The sequence below is a fragment of the Thalassospira sp. genome (assembly GCF_040218635.1).
Classification (GTDB): Bacteria; Pseudomonadota; Alphaproteobacteria; order Rhodospirillales; family Thalassospiraceae; genus Thalassospira.
In genome coordinates, this window is record NZ_JAVJRB010000009.1 from 128,933 (window position 1) to 154,394 (window position 25,462).

Consider the following 25,462-nt stretch of genomic DNA (forward strand, 5'->3'; position numbering starts at 1 on the left):
GTGGCTTCGCCCGCCAATCAAGACGATGGTGTTGGTATTACCGACACCGATATAGATCAGGTTTTAGATAGCCGCGCAGAAGGTGATTCTGCTGCGGCTAATTCTGATTCTGGAGCTGGTTCACAGAATGATGGCAATTCCCCATCGTCGGCAAACCAGATTTTCACCAATGTTCAGAACGTCATCGGCTCTGCCTATGACGATATTCTGGTTGGTGATGGCTCCAACAATACTCTGATCGGTGGCGAAGGCGACGATATCCTCGAGTCGGGCGAAGGCGAGGATGTTGTTACCGGTGGCGAAGGGCGCGATACCTTTGTGCTTGAAAGTGGTTTTGGAAAAACCACGATTACTGATTTCAACGTTGAAGAAGACAAACTGGCACTCAGCGATCTTGGTGTTGAGAGCGCCGAAGACCTGATGACGCTGGCATCTGATGATGGTGCGGGCAATGTCATTGTGACATTTGCCACGGGCGATGTTCTGGTTTTCCAGGGTGTGAGCAAGGCCGATCTGGCCAATGTGACAATCGTTGATGCCCCGCAGCTTACCGAAGTTGCCGTCTCCACAGATGGCGGCAGCAATGCCGGCGGTGACGCAGCAGCCTCGGGCGAAGAGGCCAATGTCATTGACGGTACGGAAGGTGATGACACGATTGCCGGCTCGAACGGCGATGATGTTATTTCCTCTGGCGGCGGCGTTGACAGTGTTGATGGTGGCGACGGCGAAGATACTCTGTCGCTTGACGGTGCAGCCAATGGCATGCGTGCCGATATTGGTCAGGGTTCGGCGAGTGATGCGCTTGGCGCCAACCGTGTTTCGTTTAGCGGCATTGAAAACATTCAGGGCACATCAGGTAATGATGTGCTGCGCGGCGATGCGGGCAACAACACCCTTTCGGGTGGTGCCGGCGATGACACGTTTGAATCAAGTACAGGTTCGGACGTCATTGATGGCGGTTCGGGCGAAAATACCCTTGATTACAATGATGCAGAACAGGGTGTTCATGTCGATCTTGATAGCGGTGCTGGTAAAGCAATCGCTGACGACGATGATAGCGCATCCCAAAGTGATGCTGGCGATGGCGAAACGGGTTCTACCGGTGGCGATTCCGGTGACGATGCGACCAATGGCTCCAGCGGCGATGATGTAACGGATTCCGGTGAAACAGACTCCGGTGAGACGGATTCTGGTGAAACCGACAGCGGCGAGTCCGGTGGTGACGATACCGCCACGGATGGCGAAACCGGCGAGACTGCGCCAGGCGATTCTGAATCAGGTGAAACCGATAGCGGTGAAACGGATTCCGGTGAAACCGGAACCGAAGATACCGGTTCAGGCGAAGGCGATACATCTGACGGCTCCGACGAGACAGATACGACCGATAGTTCAGGTGACAGTTCAGAAGGTGATGACGCCGAAACCGGTTCATCAGACGGTTCCGAGACACAGGATGAGACTTCCTCGGACGAGGGCGAGTCCGATAGCGAAACCGGATCTGGTTCGGATACCGAAACAGAGACCGAAGGCAGCACGGATTCCGGCGCCGAAACAGATAATGATTCCGAAACCCCAGCCGAAACCGGTGATGGATCGGGCAGCGATGCCGGCGATTCTTCCGATACGGATGGCGCGGACGGAACGGATAGTGGCTCAGAAGAAACGTCTTCAGGGGATGAAGAAGCCACGGGTGATAGCGGTTCTGACGATGCTTCGGGTTCTGGCGGTGACGACACGCTTGGCACGGACGAAACATCTGAAAGCGGTGATGAAGCTGAGGCCGGCGGCGGATCGGATGGCGAAACGGATAGCGGTGAGTCTGATGGCGGTGATACCGCAACAGACGGCGAAACCGGCGAGACTGAGTCAGGCGATTCCGAAACGGGTGAAGCCGAGACTGAAGAAACCGGTTCGAACGAAGAAACCGGTGGTGATGCCGGTTCCGACGCCACCGATGGATCGGACGGCGAAGATACCCTTGGTTCAGATGAAACCGATACGGAAACCGACGGCGAAGCCGACCCGGTAGACGAAGCAGGCGACGATGAAACCACCGGTGAAGGCGCAACGGATGACGAAACGTCCGGTGCTGAATCTGGTGATGAAACCAGCGATGGTGACGCCGGAACAGCCGAAGGTGACGACGAGGAAGAAACGTCTTCAGGCGAAGAATCAGAAAGCTCGGAAGATACTGGCACAGACAACACCACGGCCGGTGCTCAGGCCGGAGCCGAAACCGAAACCGGTTCTGATGAAACAGATGGATCGGATGGCGACGATACGCTTGGTTCAGATGAAACCGACACGGAAACCGAAGGTGAGGCCGATGGCGACGAGACCACCGGTGAAGAAGGTTCTGAAAGCGACGGCGAAACCGAAACATCAGAACTTGGCGCAGGTGAAACTGGCGACGAGGAAACTGCTGGTGATGAAGCTGGTGACGACGAAACCGGCGGCGAAGATGCCACTGGTGAAGACGCGAGCGGTGATGAAGCTTCTGGTGATGAAACCACAGGCGAAACCGAAACGGATGTAACCGACCCCGAAGACGGCACCACTGCGGACTATGACAACACCCCGACCGGCGGAGCTGATTTGGTTCAGGGGACCGAAGACGCTGATTTCCTTGGTGGCGGTTCTGGTAACGACACGCTGCAGGGCAATGGTGGCGACGATACGCTTGAAGGCAATGCTGGTAATGACCTTCTGCAAGGTGCTGCGGGCGATGATGTTCTGCGCGGCGAAGCAGGCAATGACATTCTGCAAGGTGGCGACGGCAATGACAGCCTAGATGGCGGTGATGGCGACGACATGATCCAGGGTGGTCAGGGCGATGACGTTCTGGTTGGTGGTGCAGGCAATGACGTCATGGCCGGTGGTTCGGGCAATGATTTCATGCGCGGCGGTGCCGGCGACGATCACATGCAGGGCGGCAGCGGCGTTGATACCGTCAGCTATAGCGATGCGACCAGTGCTGTTACGGTGGATCTTGGTAATGAAACGGCGACCGGTGGTGCGGGCAATGATGTGCTCCAGATGGTCGAAAACGTTGTTGGTACCGACTACGACGATCATATCACGGGCGATGACGGCAATAACGTTCTTGAAGGTGGCGCTGGTGTTGACACCCTGACCGGTGGTGCGGGTGATGACACGCTTACCGGTGGCGCAGGAAAAGATGACTTTGAACTGACCGAGAATTTCGGCAGCGACACCATTACCGATTTCAGCGGATCGGACGATATTATCGATCTGGCGAAAGTCGGTATTGCCGATTTCGCAACACTTCAATCGATGATGTCAGACGATGGGAACGGCAATACCGTTATCGATTTTGGCGAGCAGGGTGTTCTTACCCTTGAAGGGGTCAGCAGCGACAGCTTGGTCGCGGATGACTTCCGTGGTTTTGGTCGTATCTTTGAAACCGAAGATGACGACGTTCAGGGCGGCACGGGCGGAGACGATGCCATCTATGGCTATGGCGGGAACGATTCCCTTGGCGGCGGCGACGGCGATGACGTTGTTTCGGGTGGCTATGGCGACGATACGGTTTCTGGCGGTGCGGGCAATGATACCCTTCGCGGTCAGGAGGGTGTTGATACCGTTGATTATTCGGCGGCTCCGGGCAGTGTTCAGGTTGACCTTGAAGCAGGGACTGCGATCGGTGCAGACGGCAATGATGTTCTTGATCGCTTCGAGAACGTTATTGGTTCGAACTATGACGATGAGATTTCTGGCGATGGTGGCGTAAACGTCCTTAAGGGCGGTGCCGGGAATGACACCATTGTTGGACGGGGTGGAGACGATACGCTTGACGGCGGTGCTGGCGACGACCTGTTCATTGGTGAAGACGGCAACGACGTCATCATCGGTGGCGAAGGCAATGATACGCTTGATCTGAGTGCGCGTGAAGGTGCGCAGGATGTACGGCTTTCGGGAGGTTCGGCGCGCGACACCGTTACAGGTGAGAATGACAGCATTTCGGGTATCGAAAATGTCATCACCGGCTCTGGAAATGACACGGTTTATGGCAGCTCAGGCGATAACATCATCTCGACCGGTGAGGGTGACGATATTGTCCTTGGTGGCGGCGGAAACGACACGATTGACGGTGGCGAAGGCAGCGACACGATTGGTTTTGGCAACGAAACTGGGCTGAACGTTAATCTTGCAACTGGAACAGCGACGACCGATTCTGGAACCACTCAGATTTCGAACTTTGAGAACGTCGCGGGCACTGGCAATGACGATGTCATCACAGGCGATGATGGCAATAACGTCCTTTCCGGTTTGGCGGGTGACGATACGCTTTCCGGTGGTGGTGGCGATGACATCCTTATTGGTGGCGATGGTAGTGATACGGTCGATTATTCAGGCGTAGATAGTGGAGTTAGCGTTGACCTTGTCGGGGGGAGTGCTTCTGGCGAAGGCAATGACACGCTTTCCGGCATTGAGAACGTTGTCTCCGGCAGTGGCGATGATGTTGTTTATGGCAGCAGTGCGGATAACATCATTGATACCGGTGCGGGCGATGACACTGTTTATGGTAGCAGTGGCAGTGACACTCTGATTGGCGGTGATGGGAATGACACGCTTAGCTACAGTGCTGGATCGAATAGCACACTTGCATCTGGTGTGTCTGTCGACCTTGAGGCAGGTACGGTTACGGGAAGCGGCTTTGTAGACCAGATTTCCGGATTTGAAGAGATCGAAGGATCGGCTGCTGCGGATACTCTGTTGGGCAGCAGCGGAGATGACGTCTTTGACGGTGGTGCCGGCAATGACACGATCGACGGTCGTGGCGGTGACGACACCCTGACCGGTGGTGCGGGTTCAGATACCTTTGTTGTCGCAGCCGATAGCGGCAATGACATCATTACCGATTTCGATCCGACAAAAGATATTCTTGATATTCAAGGCATTGACGGGCTTGAGCTGTTTTCTGACGTTGTTGATTTCATTGGTGAAGATGCTGCTGGCAATGCGACGATTGTTGTCGGCGATGCCGTGATCACCCTTGAAGGGGTCGATCCCAACAGCCTGACTTATGCAAACTTTGCGGGCATCCGGTCCCTTGATGGTACCGAACAAAAAGACACTTTGGTTGGAACCAACCGCAGTGATGTTATTAACGCCAAAGGCGGAGATGACACTGTTACCGGTGGCGACGGCAATGACACAATTGATGGTGGATCTGGAAATGATGTTCTTTCCGGTGATGCTGGTGCGGACACAATTACCGGCGGCACTGGTAATGACACGATCAATGGTGGTGCTGGCAACGACAATCTTGATGGTGGCGATGGCAATGATACGCTGAGCTATCAAGGCAATGCGACTGGCATTGATGTTGACCTTACAACAGGGCAAGCAACATCAGGCGAAGACACCGACACAATTTCAAACTTTGAGAATGTAACCGGATCTGCCCATGCCGATGGCATCACCGGTGACGATGCCGCGAACACCATTCGTGGTGGTGGTGGCAATGATGTTCTTGACGGTGGTGCGGGCGATGACCTTCTTGACGGTGGTGCCGGGAATGACACCCTTGTTGGCGGAATAGGCGACGACACCATCCAGGGCGGTGCTGGCACGGATACCGTAAGCTACGCCGATGCATCAGGCGGCGTGTCTGTCAATTTGGGCAGCGGAACGGCTTCTGGTGCAGATGGTAATGATAGCATCACTGGTATCGAGAATCTCGTTGGTTCGGACCATGATGATGAGCTTGTCGGGTCCAGCGAAGACAACACGATTGACGGCGGTGCGGGCGACGACACGATTTATTCTGGCGCCGGTAATGATGTTATAACTGGTGGTGAAGGTGCCGACACCTTTGTCATGACCAATGTCTCGGACAACGTCCAGGTTACGGACTTTGACGTCGCCGAAGATAAGGTTGATGTCAGCAGCTTTGGGGTTCCGAATTGGGAAGCACTGAAGAAGTTGATTGCAACTGATGATGATGGCAATGCGGTCATCACGACAAATACCGGTTCAATGACTCTGGTCGGGGTGTCACCTGACGAATTGAGTGCATCGAACTTCGTCGATATTGACAGTTTGGGCGCAACCGAAGGCGATGATGTTCTTCAGGGAACTTCGTTTGAAGAAATCATTGATGGTCTTGGCGGGAACGATACCATTAATGGTGGTGCGGGCGCTGATACAATTTATGGCAATAGCGGCGACGACACCATTAATGGTGGAACAGGCCAAGACTTGATTGACGGTGGTGAGGGCCAAGACACTGTTGATTACAGCACAGGCAGCAGCGTTGAGGTCAACCTTGAAGCGGGCTTTGGCGGTGCAAATCGTGAAGACACCCTTGTTGATATCGAAAACGTAAACGGTTCCAGCCAGAAAGACATCATTGCGGGCGATGATGGCGCCAATACTCTGCGCGGGAATGGCGGAAACGATACGATTTCTGGTGGCGCTGGCGATGATGCCATTCTTGGCGGTACTGGCGACGATACCCTTTCTGGTGGTGAAGGTGATGATGCGCTGGTTGGTGGCGATGGTGCTGATACGGCTGATTATAGTGACGCCGATGGCGGGGTTGCAGTTGATCTTGGTGCAGGTAGCGCAACAGGCGGAGCAGGCAACGATACGCTTGAAACCATTGAAAATGTTACTGGTTCGGATTTCGACGATAGCTTGATTGGCGACAGTTCAAATAACACGCTGACCGGTGGTTTGGGGGACGACATTCTTGATGGTGGCGCTGGCGATGACTTGCTGGTCGGCGGTGCTGGCAATGACACCATTGAAGGTGGCGAAGGTAGCGATACCGTTAGCTATGAGAATTCCGGCGCGACGACGATTGATCTGTCTGAAGGTACGGCCACAAATGAAGGCGGAACCGACAGTATCAGTGGTGTTGAAAATGTTATTGGTTCGAATCAGGCTGATACCATTACCGGTGATGATGGCGATAACATCATTAAGGCAGGCGGCGGTGACGATATCATTGTCGGCGGGGCTGGTGACGACACTCTGAGCGGTGGTACCGGTGCGGATGTTTACATTATCGGTCCTGATGATGGAACCGACACGGTAACCGACTTTGATACAGAATTTGATCAAATCGACATTACCGGTTTGTCCGTTGATACCTATGGCGCACTCTATGAACTGATGTCTGAAAACGAAAGCGGTGATCTGGTCATCGATTTTGGCGAAGGCACGTCAATGGTGCTTGAGGGTGTCAGTATTGAGGACATCACGGCAGATAACTTTATCGGCATTCGCGACATTGTTGGCACCGCCGGCGATGATACGATTTACGGCACCGATGGTCAGGATGTGATTTCTGGTCTGGACGGCAATGACACGATCTATGGTCTGGACGACGATGACAGCATCTTGGGCGGCGACGGTGATGATACGCTTATCGGTGGGGAAGGCGATGACGACCTTGACGGTGGGGACGGCGTTGATACCGCAGATTACAGCGACGAGACCGATGATGTTGACGTCAACCTGAATGAAGGTACGTCTACGTCTAATAACGGCAATGACATCCTACGCAATATTGAAAATATCGTTGCCGGCGCAGGAAATGATCGACTGACCGGATCGGATGAGAACAACCTGCTTGATGGCGGCGATGGCGATGACGTGCTTGAAGGTCTGGATGGCGATGACACCCTTGCAGGCGGTGCAGGCAGCGATACCGCGAGCTATGCCAACGCTACGGGTGGCGTGACGGTTAATCTTGAAGATCAGACTGCAAGTGGTGCTGCGGGCGATGATACGCTTTCAAGCGTTGAAAACATTTTTGGGTCGACCCATGCTGACACCCTTGAAGGTGATAGCGGTGATAACACCATAAATGGCGGAGCAGGCAATGACCGCCTGATCGCAACTGATGGCGACGACGTGTTGTTGGGCGGAAGTGGCTCTGACACTGTCGATTATAGTAATGCTACAGGCAGCATCACCGCAGACCTTCAAGCAGGAACCGTAACTGGCCTTGGCACGGACCAACTTGAAAATATTGAAAACCTGACCGGTTCCGATCATGACGACGTTATCGATGGTAATACGACCAATAATGTTCTTTCCGGCGAAGATGGCGACGATACTCTTTCGGGGAATGGTGGTGACGATACCCTTCTTGGTGGTGCAGGAAATGATACGCTTGATGGTGGTACTGGCAGAGATCTAATTGACGGTGGCGACGGTATTGACACCGTGAGCTATACGAATGCACAACGCGGCGTTGAAATTGATCTGGCTACCGGACAAACCGATTCGACAACCGGTGATACGGTTCTGAATGTCGAGAATGTCGTTGGCTCTGCCCATGATGACGTGATTACTGGTTCGGATGCTGATAATACCATTCTCAGTGGGGATGGCGATGACACTATAAATGTCAGTGCAGGCGACGATGTCATTGATGGTGGTGCTGGCAAAGACGTTTTGGATTACAGCGACAGTGACACTGGTGTTGATATCGATCTTGAAGCCGGTAGTGCCGAAAAAGCCGATGGGACGGATCTGATCAGTAACATCGAAGATGTTGTCGGATCTGACGCCAATGACAGTATTTCAGGTTCAGCAGATTCAAACACCCTAAGTGGTGGCGCGGGCGACGACATCATCGATGGTCGTGCAGGCGATGACCTGATCTTCGGTGGTGTTGGCAATGACACACTTTCGGGCGGCGATGGTACAGACACCCTTGATTATTCCAATGCCGCCGGTGGCCAGACCGTTGATCTTGAAGCCGGAACCGCAACCGGTGCTGATGGCAATGATACTATCTCGGGCTTTGAAAATGTAACTGGTACCGATTTTGCCGATACGATCATTGGCAACGATGCTGACAACAGCATTGAAGGTGGTGCCGGGAATGACATTCTGTCCGGTGGTGCTGGTGATGACATTCTCAATGCTGGCGAGGGCGATGATATCGTCAGCGGTGGCACTGGTAATGACACAATTCGGGCCGGTGCCGGGGATGACAGCATCAACTCTGGAGACGGTGACGATTTTGTCGATGCCGGTGAAGGTGATGACACTATTGATACCGGTGAAGGTGCTGACACGATATTCGCTGGCAATGGCATAGATGTTATTTCGTCAGGCAGTGGAGATGATCTGATTGATGGTGGTGCAGGCGATGACACCATCCTGTCGGGAATCGGGAATGACACGGTCAATGGTGGTGTTGGCAATGACACCATTGTTTCGGGCGAGGGCGACGATGTTGTTGATGGCGGTGCTGGCAACGACACCATCAATACAGGTGATGGTAATGATGTCGTAGACGGTGGTTCGGGCAACGATACCATTGATACTGGTGAAGGTGATGACACCGTACTTGGCGGTGGCGGTAATGACGTGATTTCGTCCGGCAATGGCAATGATCTGATTGACGGCGGTTCAGGTAACGACGTCATTTTCTCAGGTGCTGGCGACGATACGGTTGACGGTGGTGCGGGTAACGACACGATCCTGTCAAGTCAGGGCGATGACCTTATAAGCGGTGGCGATGGGAACGATACCGTCAGCTATGCTGACGAGGAATCTGGCATTACGGTTGATACCAGCAATGGCACGGTCATTGGTGCAGGAAGTGGCACTGACACCCTTGACGAGGTAGAGGTAATCGAAGGGACAAACTTCGACGATACCTTCACCGGTGGCGTTCAGAACGATACATTCGTCGGTGGCGCAGGCGACGATACGTTTAATGCAGGTGCAGGCGACGATACGCTTACACTTGGCAGCGGTGCCGACTTGGTTACCTTTAAACCGGGTGATGGCAATGACACGATTACCGACTTTGATGTTGCGACGGATGTCCTTGACCTGACAGCATTCCCTATTGCGGGCTACGGTGCGCTTGAAGACATGTTCGGAACCGATGCCAACGGTGATATGACCATCACGTTTGAAAGCGGCGAGACGATCACGCTTCAGGGTGTATCCCCATCCGACGTAAGCACAGAAAACTTTGCAGGATTTGATTATAGGGCAGGTACCGAAGGCAATGATGAAATCGTTGGTGGCAGCAATGATGAAATCATCGATGGCCTTGGTGGCGATGATACGATTTCGGGTGGCGACGGCGATGATCATCTGATCGGTGGTGCTGGCGATGATACGCTTTCGGGCGATGCTGGCGACGACACACTGGTCGGGGGTGCCGGGTCGGACATTCTGTCTGGCGGGGATGGCATCGATACTGCGGATTATTCATCCGAAAGTGCCGGTATTACCGCAGATCTTGAGAACGGTACTGTCACCGGTGGCGACGGCGATGACATTATCGATGGCGTTGAAAACCTTATCGGTACGATTCATGACGATACGCTGATTGGCAATGATCAAGACAACACGCTGTTTGGCCTTGACGGGGATGACACCCTTGTCGGCGGAACAGGTAATGATGTTCTGGATGGTGGTGAAGGTTCGGATACTGTTGATTACAGTACCGCGACCGAGCGCGTTGACGTTGATCTTGCGGCAGGAACAGCAACCGGTCAGGGTTCCGATACGTTCACCAGCATCGAAAATGTGGTCGGTTCTGATTACAACGACGAAATCCAAGGTGACGCCAATGCGAACACCATTTCATCGGGTGCCGGTGGAGATGCGATTGATGGTGGTGCAGGCAATGACGTAATTGATGCCGGTGCCGGTGTTGATGAAATCAGTGGTGGCGCTGGTGATGACATCATTGATGGTGGTGGTGATAGCGATATCATTCTGGGTGAAGCTGGCAATGACACTATAACCGGTGGCGATGGCGATGATATCGTCGATGCAGGCACGGGTAATGACTGGGTTTACGGCGATGCTGGCGATGACATTCTTGATGGCGGCGAAGACGACGACGATCAGGATGTCGATACCGTCGACTATTCCAATGCCGATGGCGGTGTAACGGTTGATCTTGTTAAAGAGTATGCCACTGGTGCAGCAGGCGATGACATTGTTCGTAACTTTGAACGTGTGATCGGTTCGGACTATGCCGATACCTTGGTTGGCAGTGACGGGGTCAACACCCTTGATGGCGGATCGGGCAACGACACCTTGTTTGGCGGTGCCGGTGATGACGTAATCATCACGGGTGACGGCGAAGACATGATTGTCCTTAAGCCGGGCGGCGGTCATGACACTGCGACCGATTTTGATGTCACAGAAGACACGATTGACCTGTCGGCCTATGGCATAGAAGATTATGCCACCTTGCGCGATCAGATGGCCGATGACGAAAACGGCAATGCGGTCATTACGCTTGCCGACGGCGAAAGCATCACGCTTGAAGGTGTTTCGGTTGATGATCTTGGTCCGGAAAACTTCTATGGCTATGAAGTGATCCTTGGCACCGAATTCGAAGACAACATCACCGGCAGCCAGATCAGCGATGAAATTCACGCCCTTGAAAGCGATGATATCATCGATGGCCAGGCCGGAAATGACGACATTTACGGCGATGAAGGCAATGACACGCTGATCGGTGGCGCAGGCGACGATACGTTGCGCGGCGGCGACGGCAGCGATACAGCTGATTACGATGATACGACCGAAGGCGTCACTGTTGATCTTGGTGCTGGTACGGCAACCGGTGAAGCCGGAAATGACACCCTTGAAAGCATTGAAAACGTTACCGGTGGTTCCGGTGACGATGTTCTGATCGGGGATGAAAACGCCAACATTCTTGATGGTGGTGTTGGCAATGATACGGTCTTTGGTAATGGCGGCGACGACACCCTGATCGGTGGCGAAGGCGACGACGTTCTGTCTTATGAGGACGCCGAAGAAGGCGTGAATGTCGATCTTGGTGCCGGTACGGCAACCGGTGGTGCGGGTAACGATACGATTGACGGTTTTGAAACTGTTATCGGCTCAGACCATGACGACACGATTGCCGGTGACGATGCAAACAACGTCATTGATGGCGGTGCCGGCGATGACACGCTTTCGGGCGGTGCCGGTGACGACACCCTGACCGGTGGTGCCGGGAACGACATTGTTGATTATTCCGAGCAAACCGACGGTGTGGTCGTTGATCTTCAAAACGGCACAGGCGTTGCAACCGATGGCACCGATACCCTGAACGGGATCGAAGGTGCGACCGGTGGTTCTGGTAATGACACCCTGATCGGTTCGACCGGGGATAACGTTCTTGCCGGCGGTGCTGGTGACGATACGCTTGTCGGCGGTGAAGGTAACGACACCCTGGCGGGTGGCGAAGGTGCCGACCTTGTTGATGGCGGTGCCGGTGATGACGTTCTCTCCTTTGAAAGTGATCGCGTTGGCGCCGACGGCGAAACAACGGATCACGTAGGCAGCCCGACCACCAATGGTACGGGCGACGTTGCCGATATTTCCGGCAAGAACCTGTCTGATGACAGCTTTGTTGGCGGTGACGGCAATGACACATTGGTTGCCGGTGACGGCGATGACGCCATCATTCTTGACCGTGATCACGAAAACGGTTCGGCCAACCCGGCCATCGTGGATATCGAAAACATCGATGCCGGTGACGGCAATGACGTCGTCGATCTGACCAGCAACGTTCATTCCTATGGCGATGTCACCATTGATGGCGGTGCCGGTGATGACACGATCTGGTCGAATGACGGCAATGACGTTATTTCGGGTGGCGAAGGTTCTGACAACATCAATGGCGGGGCGGGTGCCGATGTCATTGATGGTGGTGCGGATGACGACATCATTGATGGCGGCGAAGGTTCCGATACCATTGATGGCGGCTCTGGCAATGACACGATCATGGCCGGTGCTGGCGACGATATCCTGATCGGTGGTGACGGCGACGATACCCTTGATCTGTCGGGTGCTGATGGCGCGACCATTGATCTTGCCGCAGGCACGGCCAGCAGCGATGCAACCGGTTCTGACAGCATCAACGGGTTCGAGAATGTAATTGCAACCGATGGTGATGATGACATCACCGGATCGGATGGCGATAACACCATTGATGCCGGTGCAGGCAATGACACCGTTACCCTTGATGGCGGCAATGACGATCTTGATGGCGGCGAGGGTGTTGATACCCTTGATCTGTCTGACACCACTGGCGGTGTAACTGTCGATCTGGCAGCAGGTACGGCAAGTGGTACCAATACCGGCACAGACACGATCGCCAGTTTTGAAAATGTGACCGGCTCGGATGATGCCGATGTCATCACCGGTTCGGATGACGCCAACATTATTGATGGCGGTGCCGGCGACGATACCCTTGATGGCGGTGCGGGTGATGACATTCTGTCAGGTGGCGAAGGTGATGACACCATCGCGGCCGGTGATGGCAATGACACGCTTTCGGGTGGCGCAGGTTCCGATACCTTTGTCTTTGAGGACGGTACGGATGCCGATCTGGTCAGCGACTTTGATCTGAATTCGGATGTTATTTCCTTGCCGGATCTGGGCATTTCGGCCTGGACCGATTTGCAGCCGCTTCTGTCTGATGGACCGGACGGTGCGGTTATTACACTGCCGTCTGGCGGGACAGTCACCCTTGCCGGTGTGGCCGTTGATGATCTGACGCCAAGCAATTTCGACGGCATCGAAAATGTTGGAACCCCGGGCGAAGATACGCTTGATGGTGGTGACGGCGATGACTCGGTCGATGGCGGTGATGGCGATGATACCGTTGACGGTGGTGGCGGTGACGACAGCCTTGATGGTGGCAGCGGCAACGATACGGTCGATGGCGGCGAAGGCAATGATTCGATCGATGGTGGCGACGGTGACGATAGTGTTGGCGGCGGTGATGGTGATGATACGGTCGATGGTGGTGACGGCAACGACACGCTAAGCGGCGGTTCGGGTACTGATACCCTGTCGGGTGGTGCCGGTGATGACGTGCTTCAGTTCGAAGCCGATCGTACCGGTCAGGCTGGCGATGAAACCGACCATGCCGGTAGCCCGGGTGTTGATGGCACGGGCGATGTTGCCGATCTTGAAGGTCTTGGTCTGAGCGACGATCAGTTCGATGGCGGCGAAGGAATTGATACCCTTCTGGGCACGTCGGGCAGTGACGCGATCATTCTTGATAACGACCATGAAGATGGCACAAACGCACCGTCGATCAGCGATATTGAAGTAATCGATACCGGTGATGGCGACGACGTTGTCGATCTGACCAGTGCAACCGACAGCTATGGCGATGTGACGGTTGATGCCGGTACCGGTAACGATACAGTCTGGACCAGTGCAGGTAATGACGAAATCAATGCCGGTGACGGCAATGATGTCATCCATGATGGCGCGGGCAATGACGTTGTAAATGCCGGTTCTGGCAATGACACCATTGAAGGCAGCCTTGGCAACGACACTCTTGATGGTGGCGATGGCACGGATCTGCTTGATCTGTCCGATGCGGATGGCGTCAATGTTGATCTTGGCGCAGGCACAGCACAGTCCGATGCCTTTGGTTCTGACATCATTTCCAACATCGAAAACGTTACCGGTTCGTCGGGGGATGACATCATCACCGGTTCGGACGCAGTCAACGAGATCGACGGTGGTGCGGGCAATGACACCCTTGACGGTGGTGCGGGCAATGACACGGTAACAGCCGGTTCCGGCGATGATACGGTTCTGGCCGGTGCAGGTGATGATACGCTTGCCGGTGGTGATGGAACCGATACCCTTGATATGGCCCGTGCTGACGGCTCGGTTGTTGATCTTGATGCCGGAACGGCAAGCTCGACTGAAACCGGAAATGACAGCATCTCCGGGTTTGAAAATGTCACGGGCAGCGATGGTGATGACACCATTTCCGGTTCTGACGGCGCGAACGAAATTTCGTCGGGTGCCGGGGATGACGTGGTCGATGGCGGTGCCGGTGACGACGTGATTGACGGCGGTGCGGGCAATGACAGTCTGCTTGGCGGTGAAGGCAACGATACGGTTGCCGGTGGTGCCGGTGATGACCAGATCAATGCCGGTCTGGGCGATGATACCCTGACGGGTGGCACGGGTGCCGATACCTTTACCTTCGATGATGGCACGGATGACGATCTGGTCACCGACTTCTCCGTTGGTGAAGATCAGATTTCCCTGCCAGATAGCGGTGTCAGCAGCTGGACCGAATTGCAGGGCATGCTGTCGGATGGTCCGGACGGTGCGGTTATTACGCTGCCATCTGGTGGCACGGTCACGCTTGCCGGTGTGTCGGTCGAAGACCTTGGCCCGGGTGATTTTACCGGTATTGAAAATGTCCCGACCGAAGGCGATGACAGCCTTGGCGGTACGGATGGCGATGACACCATTGACGGTGGTGACGGTGACGACACCATGTCAGGCGGCGACGGCAACGACACGCTGGGCGGCGGTGATGGTGATGACACGGTTCAGGGCGGCAGTGGCAACGATACCCTAAGCGGTGGCAGCGGTGCTGACACGCTTGAGGGTGGCGAGGGTGACGACGTTCTTGAATTTGGTGCCGATGGTACCGGTCAGGCCGGCGATAGCACCGATCATGCGGGAAGCCCGGGCGTTGATGGCACGGGCGACGTTGCCGATCTTGAAGGTCTTGGCACCAGCGATGACGTTTATGACGGTGGCGCAGGCATCGATACGCTGGTGGGTACCAGTGGCGGTGATGCGATCATTCTTGATGGCGATCATGAAAATGGCGCGGCCAACCCGTCGATTGTTGATGTTGAAGTCATCAATACCGGTGACGGTGATGACGTTGTCGATCTGACCAGTCAGGTTCATTCCTATGGCGATGTATCGGTTGATGCCGGTGCGGGCGATGACACGGTCTGGACCAATGAAGGCAATGACAGCATCAGCGGTGGCGATGGCAATGATCATATCAATGCAGGTGCCGGTGACGATATCGTCGATGCCGGTGCAGGAAATGATACGGTCGTCGGCGATGCCGGCAATGACACCCTAAGGGGTGGTGCCGGTACCGATACCCTTGATATGTCTGGTGCGCAGGCCGATATCGCGGTCAATCTGCAAGATGGCACAGCCAACAGCAGCGAAACCGGTTCTGACGTGGTGTCAGGCTTTGAAAACCTGATCACGGGGTCGGGCGACGATACCGTAACGGGCAGCAATGCCAATGACACGATTTCGACCGGCGACGGTGCCGACACCATCGATGGTGGCGATGGCATTGATGTTATTGACGGCGGTGCCGGCAATGACGTGATTTCCGATGGTGCCGGTAGTGACCTCGTTATGGCCGGTGCGGGCGATGATACGGTTATGGCCGCTGCCGGCAATGACAGCATGGATGGCGGTGACGGGACGGATACGCTTGATATATCAGGCGTATCGGGCGATGCAGTTGTCGATCTTGATGCCGGGACGGCAACGTCATCTGAAACCGGAAACGATCAGATTTCGAACTTTGAAAATGTCAAAACCGGTGCCGGTGATGACCAGATCAGCGGTTCGAGTGCCGATAACGTTATTAACGCCGGTGCAGGCAATGACACCATCGACGGTGGTGCCGGTGACGATACCGTTGCCGGTGGATCGGGTGCGGATACCTTTATCTTTGCCGATGGCACCGATGACGATGTTGTCAGCGACTTCACAATTGGCGAAGACAAGCTTTCGATTGATGACCTTGGTCTTGAAAGCTGGAGCGATCTTCTGCCGCTGCTGAGTGAAAACAGCAATGGCGATGCGGTCCTGAATCTGCCAGCAGGCGGCACGGTGACATTGATCGGTGTTGGCCTTGATGCGCTCAGTGCAGATGACTTCACCAACATCACCGATGGCGCAACGCCGTTCGATGATAATCTTGAAGGCACGGACGGCGATGACACCATTGATGCCCTTGCCGGTGATGACATTGTTTCCGGTGGTGCCGGTGACGATACGCTGTTGGGCAATTCGGGCAACGACACAGTCGATGGTGGTTCGGGCAATGATGATATCGACGGCGGTGCTGGTAACGATACCCTGACCGGTGGCGAAGGCGACGACGCCATCAGCGGCGGCGACGGTAGTGACAAACTGACCGGCGGTGCCGGTGCGGATACCCTTGATGGCGGCGCGGGCAACGACGTTCTGAACTTCGAAGCTGACGGCACGGCAGGAACCGGTGAAACCACCGAACATACCGGAAGCCCGGATGTTGACGGTACGGGTGATCTTGCTGATATCGGCGGGAAAAACATTTCCGACGATACGTTTGTTGGCGGCGAGGGGAATGACACCCTCAATATGACCGGCGGCAGCGACGCGCTTATTCTTGATGGGTCGAAACTTGGCGATGGCGAAGCCACCACGCCAACGATTGAAACCCGGACCCTTGGTCTGACGAATTCGGCAAGTGCCGCGGACGTTCAAGCGTCTTGGGCGGATGCCGATCTGTATGCCTATGACTTCGGAACATCGTTCGTTGATGAAAACGGCAAGCTGAACCTTGCTGCTGCCGACGATAGTGTCAGCTATGACGGCAATGGTATTGGCAATAACGGTGGTAATCCTGCCGGAAGCCAGATTAACCATGACGGCCAGACCGGTCAGAGCGAAGCCATCGTTGTCGACCTTGGTGCAGATGCCACGACCGCCACGGTTCAGGTTTCCAACCTGATGGCCGGTGAAGGCGGTGGTGAAGTCGGCTCATGGCAGGCGTTTGATGCCGAGGGCAACCTTGTTGCATCCGGCATCCTTGATGACAGCACGGTTGATTACACCAGTGGTGGTGTCGGGACCTCGACCATTGCCGTGACCGACACGGCAGGCAACCCGATTGAATTCCGCTATATCGCGTTTGAAGGCGAACCTTATGCGAACGGCACGTCGGGTTCAGACAGCAGCGACTTCTTTGTCCGTTCGATCAGCTTCGAGACGATTGTTAACGAGCCAAGTGACAATGCCCGCCTTGAGGGTGTTGAAGTTATCAATGCCGGTGATGGCGATGACGTTGTCGATCTGACCAGCGATACCATTGCTTATGGCGATGTTACCATCAATGGTGGGTCGGGTGCCGATACCCTGTGGGGCAATGAAGGCGACGACACCATCAATGGCGAACTTGGCGATGACAATATCCATGGCGGTGCCGGGGATGACTTCCTGGATGGCGGTTATGGCGACGACGTCATTGATGGCGGCGTTGGCAATGACACCCTGCTTGGCGGTACGGGCAAAGATGAACTTCGTGGCGGTGCCGGGGACGACACCATCGTTGGTGGTTCTGACACGGATACCGTTATTTATGACGATGCAACCGATGGCGTGAATGTCGATCTTGCCAATTACACCGCCACCGGTGGTGCGGGCAATGATGCGATTTATCAGGTCGAAAACGTTACCGGTTCGGATCATGACGATACGATCACGGGCGATCACAAAGCCAACATTCTTGATGGCGGTGCCGGTGATGACACGCTGGTCGGTGGTACGGGCAACGACACCCTGCGCGGTGGCGATGGTACCGATACGGCCGATTACAGCAACGCGGCTTCTGCGGTAAATGCCGATCTGGCAGCCGGTACAGCACAGTTGGCCAATGGCGAAACCGACAAACTTTCAAGCATCGAAAACCTGATCGGGTCGAGTGCAAACGATACCCTGACCGGTTCGGATGGCGATAACACCCTGACCGGTGGTCTGGGCAATGACACGCTTGTCGGCAATGACGGCAATGACGTTCTTGAAGGCGGTGCCGGGAATGACACCCTTGATGGGGGTGCCGGCGACGATACGTTAAATGCCGGTGACGGCAGCGACGTTATCGATGCAGGCGAAGGTTCCGATATCGTTGATGCGGGTGCAGGCGACGATACGGTTCTGGCCGGTGCAGGGGATGATACCCTTGCCGGTGGTGACGGAACCGATACGCTTGATCTTGGCGAAGCCACTAGTGGTGCGACGGTTGATCTGGATGCCGGTACGGCAAGCAGCACGGAAACCGGGAATGACACAATTTCCGGGTTCGAAAATGTTGCCGGTGGTGCCGGTGCAGACACGATTACCGGTTCGGATGGTGCAAACATCATTTCGGGCAATGCCGGGGATGACGTTCTTGATGGCGGTGCCGGGAATGACACGGTTGCCGGTGGTGAAGGCGACGATACGGTCATGGCGGGTGCCGGTGATGACGTCCTTTCGGGGGATGCAGGCACCGATACACTTGATCTGACGGATGCCACAAGCGGTGCAACTGTTGATCTGTCGGCTGGAACGGCAAGCAGTGCGGAAACCGGCAATGATACGATTTCGGGCTTTGAAAACCTGACCACTGGCGAAGGTGATGACACCGTTACCGGATCGGACGGTGACAACGTTATCAATACCGGTGCAGGCGATGACACCATTGCTGCTGGTGACGGTAATGACACCATCACGGGTGGTTCTGGTGCAGATACGCTGATCTTTGAAGATGGCACCGATGATGACGTCGTTTCCGACTTCAATGTTGATGAAGATGTGATTTCGCTTCCGGATCTGGGCATTGATGCCTGGACCGATCTTAAGGAGCTGATGTCAGAAGATGGCAACGGCAACACCGTGATCAACCTGCCAGCAGGCGGGACGATCATGCTGGTTGGCGTGACCCTTGATCAGCTTGGCCCGGATCAGTTCGAAGGTGTGACCAATGTTGGCACGCCGGAAGACGACACCCTAAGCGGCACAGGCGGTGATGACAGCATCGACGGTCTTGCTGGTGACGATACCATTGCCGGTGACGGCGGTGACGACACATTGATGGGCGGTTCCGGCGACGATACGGTTTCCGGTGGCGACGGCAACGATACCCTTTCAGGTGGTGACGGCGACGACACCCTTGATGGCGGTGACGGTGACGATACATTCCAGTTCGATGCCGACGATGTTGCCGACAATGACGCGCAAGCCGTTCACGAAGGCAGCCCGGGTGTTGCAGGCACAGGTGATGTTGCCGATATCAGCGATAAAAATATCAGCGACGATACCTTCGTCGGTGGCGAGGGTAGCGATACCCTTAACCTGACCGGTGGCGATGACGCACTTGTTCTTGACGGTTCGAAACTTGGCGAAACAGATGCAACGCTTGAGACCAGAACGCTTGGTCTGAATGGCAATGGTTCTGCTGCGGATGTTGAAGCTTCGTGGTCGGACGCAAATCTTTATGCCTATGATTTCGGAACGTCGCTTGTTGATGAAAACGGCAAGCTTGATCTGTCTGCTGCTGATGACACGGTTGGCTTCTTTGGCACCGGTGTTGGCAATAGCGGTGGTCAGGTTGCCGGTAACGAGATCAATCACGATGCACCGTCTGGCAACAGCGAAGCGATTGTTGTCGATCTTGGCAATGATGCCCGCAGCGCAAGTGTTCAGTTGTCGGCCTTCTATGGCAATGAACATGGCGGCGAAACCGCGTCCTGGCAGGCCTTTGACGACGAAGGCAATCTGGTTGGAAGCGGTGTGCTTGATGCAGACACGGTCACATATGATGCGAACGGTGTCGGCAGTGCCACGATTTCAATAACCGATGAAGCCGGTGCGCCGATTGATTTCCGCTATCTCTCGTTTAAGGCAGAGCCGTATGAAGATGGTTCAGTCGGAAGCGACAGTAGCGACTTCTATATTCAGTCGATTTCCTATGAAGCGGTGATCGAAAGCCCGGCTGTTGATGATGTCCGACTTGAAGATGTCGAAGTCATCAATGCCGGTGACGGTAATGACGTCGTCGATCTGACCAGCGAGACACATGCTTATGGCGACGTGACCGTTGATGGCGGTGACGGCAACGACACGCTGTGGACCAATGAAGGCGACGACACGGTTCTTGGTGGCGCGGGCAATGACGTTATCCATGACGGTGCAGGCAACGACGTTGTTGACGGCGGCACAGGTGATGACACCATCACCGCAAGTGCCGGTGACGATGCGATTGATGGCGGCGAAGGTGCAGATACCTTTGATGCCTCGACCAGCAATGGCGCGACGATTGATCTTGCTGCCGGCAGCGCATCTTCGGCCGAAACCGGAAATGACAGCCTGACCAACATCGAAAACGTAATTGGTTCTGCCGGGGGTGACACCATCACGGGCAGTGACGCGACCAACACGATTGCCGCAGGCGATGGTGCCGATACCATCAATGACGGTGCAGGCAACGATGTTGTGGATGCCGGTGCCGGAAATGACAGCCTGATTGCTGCTGCTGGCGACGATACGCTGGTTGGTGGCGAGGGTGAAGATACCCTTGATATGAGTGCCGCAGACGGTGCGACGGTTGATCTGGCGGCTGGTACAGCAAGCTCGACTGAAACCGGATCTGACACAATTAGCAGCATTGAAAATGTTATTGGATCTTCTGGTGATGACATCATCACGGGCAGTGACGCGACCAACACGATCGCCGCAGGCGATGGTGCCGATACCATAAATGATGGTGCAGGCGACGATGTTTTGGATGCCGGTGCCGGAAATGACAGCCTGATTGCTGCTGCTGGCGATGATACGCTGGCCGGTGGCGAGGGTGAAGATACCCTTGATATGAGTGCCGCAGACGGTGCAACGGTTGATCTGGCTGCTGGTACGGCAAGCTCGGCTGAAACCGGATCTGACACGATCAGTGGCATTGAAAATGTCATTGGTTCGGACGGAAATGACGTTCTGACCGGATCGGAGGGTGACAACACCATTCTGGGCGGTGCCGGTGATGACACCATTCAAGGTGGTTCCGGTGGCGACTATCTTGATGGCGGTGATGGCATTGATACGCTGAGCTATGAAGGATCGGCAGAAGGTGTCGAGATTTATCTTGGCGAAACCGACGCCCATGCCCAGACACCGGGCGAAGCAGGTCGGGCCTTTGGTGGTGATGCTGTTGGCGACATTCTTGCCAACTTCGAAAAAGTAATTGCCTCGGCGCATGACGATTACGTCTATGGCAACAGCCAGAACAACGAAGTCGATCTGGGCGATGGCAACGATACGTTCGACAATGTCGAAGCCGATGTCAGCACCGATACGGTTGATGGCGGTGAAGGCAATGACACCATCTGGACCGGTGACGGCGAAGATACGCTGCTTGGCGGCAATGGTGACGACTATCTGAATGGTGAAAAAGGCGACGACGTTCTTGATGGTGGTGCCGGTACCGATCGTCTGGTTGGCGGTGCAGGCAACGATACCCTTGATGGCGGTTCGGGTAATGACACCCTGTCGGGTGGTTCGGGTGCCGACCTTATTCAGGTCCGCAGCCTGATCGGTGACAAGGTCGTCACCGATTTCAACACCAGCGAAGATCAGATTTCGCTTGATGCACTTGATGTCAGCACATGGTCGGAACTGGCCCCGCTTCTGTCAGAAGTGAATGGCAACACGGTTATTGATCTGGGCGAAAACGGTTCGGTCACGCTGCTTGGTGTGCGTCTGAACGATGTTTCGTCTGACATGTTTGTCGGGATTGAAAATGATGGCGGTGCAACGCCGTTCGATGATGTCCTGATCGGCACCAGCGAAGACGATTACATCGACGCACTGGCCGGTAATGACGTTGTCGATGGCGGTGCCGGTAACGACACCATCAATGGCATGGAAGGTGATGATAACCTTTCGGGCGGCGACGGCGATGACACCGTAACCGGTGGCACCGGCAATGACGTTATATCGGGTGGTGACGGCGACGATAGCCTTGATGGTAACGAAGGCCACGACGTGATTTCTGGCGGTGCCGGTAATGACACCCTGATCGGTGGCAGCGGCAATGACGTCATGGATGGCGGCGGCGGTGACGATTACATCGACGCAATGGACGGCGACGATACCGTTAAGGGCGGCGATGAAACCGACACGATTTACGGTTCTGCGGGCAACGATTCACTTGATGGTGAAGGCGGCGACGACGTCATTTATGGTGGTGATGACAATGACAGCATCGCAGGCGGTGCTGGCAATGATCTGCTGTCGGGTGATGCCGGTAATGACACGCTTGATGGTGGTACGGGCAATGACACCCTTCTGGGCGGTGCCGGTGACGACACGCTGAGCGGTGGTGATGGCAATGACGTCCTGTCGGGCGGTGCTGGCAATGACCTGATGGATGGTGGTGCCGGGAACGACACCCTGACCGGAACCGATGGTGCCGATACCCTTCTGGGTGGCATGGGCAATGATACGCTTGACGGTGGTGCAGGTGATGACACCTATACCGGCGGTGCAGGCGAAGATCAGATCCTTGTTTCGAACAATTCCGGTGACAAGGTCGTCACCGACTTTAACCCGAATGAAGATCAGATCAACCTGGCGTCGCTTGACGTTGACGACTGGGCCGAACTTCAGGATCTGATGACTGAAGTAAACGGAAATACTGTCATTGACCTGAATGGTCAGGGCACACTGACGCTGGTTGGCATTTCAATGAGCCAGCTCAGCTCCGACACGTTTGTCGGTGTGCAACAGTCAACCGGTCCGACGCCGTATGACGATCTGCTTTATGGCACCAGCAACAATGACACGATTGCTGCCCTTGCCGGTGATGACACGGTTTATGGCTTGAATGGTCAAGACACCCTGTCAGGCATGGAAGGCAATGACAGTCTTTATGGCGGTGACGGCGATGACACGCTGTCTGGCGATGACGGCAATGACCTTGTTGAAGGCGGCAGCGGTCAGGACAGCATCACAGGTGGTGCCGGTGATGACACCCTTGACGGTGGTTCAGGTGATGACCGCGTTTGGGCCGGTGACGGCAATGACACGCTGATGGGCGGTCAGGGTCAGGACAAGCTGTATGGCGAAGCCGGCAATGATCGCATCGAAGGCGGTACGGGCGATGACACCCTTGAAGGTGGTGCCGGTAACGACGTCCTTGATGGCGGCGAAAATAACGACAAGCTGTATGGCGGCGATGGCAATGACACCCTTCTTGGTGGCAATGGCGACGACAAACTGTATGGCGATGCCGGAAACGACACCCTTGAAGGCGGGCTTGGCCATGACAGTCTGGTCGGTGGTGCAGGTCGCGATGCGGCAAGCTATGCCAATTCGTCTTCTGCGGTCGCAGCCAGCCTTGAAACGGGTACCGCCGTTGGTGGTGATGGCAATGATAAATTGTCCTCGATCGAAGATTTGATTGGCTCGAACTTCAATGATTACCTGTTTGGGGATGATGGTTCGAACCTGCTCTCGGGTCTTGGTGGGAATGACGTTCTTGGTGGTGACGCCGGGGATGACACCATCTGGGGTGGCGATGGCAACGACACGATTAATGGCGGTACAGGTTCTGATCTGATTGATGCGGGTGCCGGTGACGACACCATCGAATATCAGAAAGATGCGACCTGGAGCGGAAGCTACGCTGCGAAAAACGTTGGCGATCCGAATATGGATGGCACCAACGAGCAGATTAATCTTTCCGGGTATAACCGATCCGAAGACATCATTGATGGCGGGGATGGCACCGATACGCTTGCCATGACCAGCGGCAATGATGCGCTGTTCCTTGATGATACGATGACCGATCCGGGCACCAGCCCACGCATTGCAAATGTCGAAGTCATTGATGCCGGTAACGGCGATGACATTGTCGATCTGACCAGTGATACGCTGACCTATGGTGATGTCACGGTCTATGGCGGTACGGGTGATGACATCATCTGGAGCAATGCCGGTGATGACGTCCTTGACGGCGGTGAAGGCAATGACACGCTTTGGGGTGGTTCGGGTGCCGATACGCTTTCGGGCGGTAATGGTGTGGATATTCTCAATGGCGGTGCCGGTGATGACGTTCTGCAATTCAATGCCGATGATACCTGGGGCAATAGCTGGTACGCGCTGAATGACGGATCACCCAGTGAAGATGGCCATAACCACGACAATGGCTGGGGTCATCACAACCATAATGGCAATGGTTGGGGCCATGACGACGGTGGCGATGATGGCACCGGCGAGTATGTCAATCTTGGCGGCATGAACCAGTCGAACGATGTCTTTATCGGTGGTGAAGGTGTTGACACCCTGCAGATGACCAGTGGCGATGATGCCCTGTTCCTGTATGACACGGTCAGCGACGGCGACAGCAACGTCCGCATCAGCGGCATTGAAGTCATCGAGGCAGGTGCTGGCGATGACATCATCGACCTGACCAGCGACGTTGAAAGCTATGGCAATGTCACGCTTGATGGTGGTGACGGCGACGATACGCTGTGGAGCAACGCCGGTGACGACGTGCTGCTTGGTGGTGCCGGGGATGATCATCTGTATGGCAGTGCCGGTGATGACACCCTGACCGGTGGTACGGGCTGGGATGAATTCCAGATCGGCAAGGCTGATGGTCATGACATCATCACCGACTTCACGCCGGGCGAAGACATCATTGATCTGTCGGAATGGAGCTATAACAACTTCAATCAGATCCAGAACGACATGCATCTTGATACCGACGGCAATGTCGTGATCGAACTTGGCAATGATGCATCTGTCACCCTGATGGGTGTTCATGATCCTGATGATCTTGATGCCGATGATTTCGGGTTCGGCAACTGATAGCCGATTA

At 55.1% G+C, this 25,462-nt stretch carries 1 protein-coding gene; it reads left to right on the top strand.

Going from position 1 to position 25,462, the window contains the following annotated elements; all coding sequences use genetic code 11:
- Nucleotides 1-25,452: a hypothetical protein gene (locus RIC05_RS08520; protein ID WP_350046733.1), complete on the top strand. Its 25,452-nt coding sequence runs from the start codon at nt 1-3 to the stop codon at nt 25,450-25,452.
- Nucleotides 25,453-25,462: the final 10 nt, after the last annotated feature.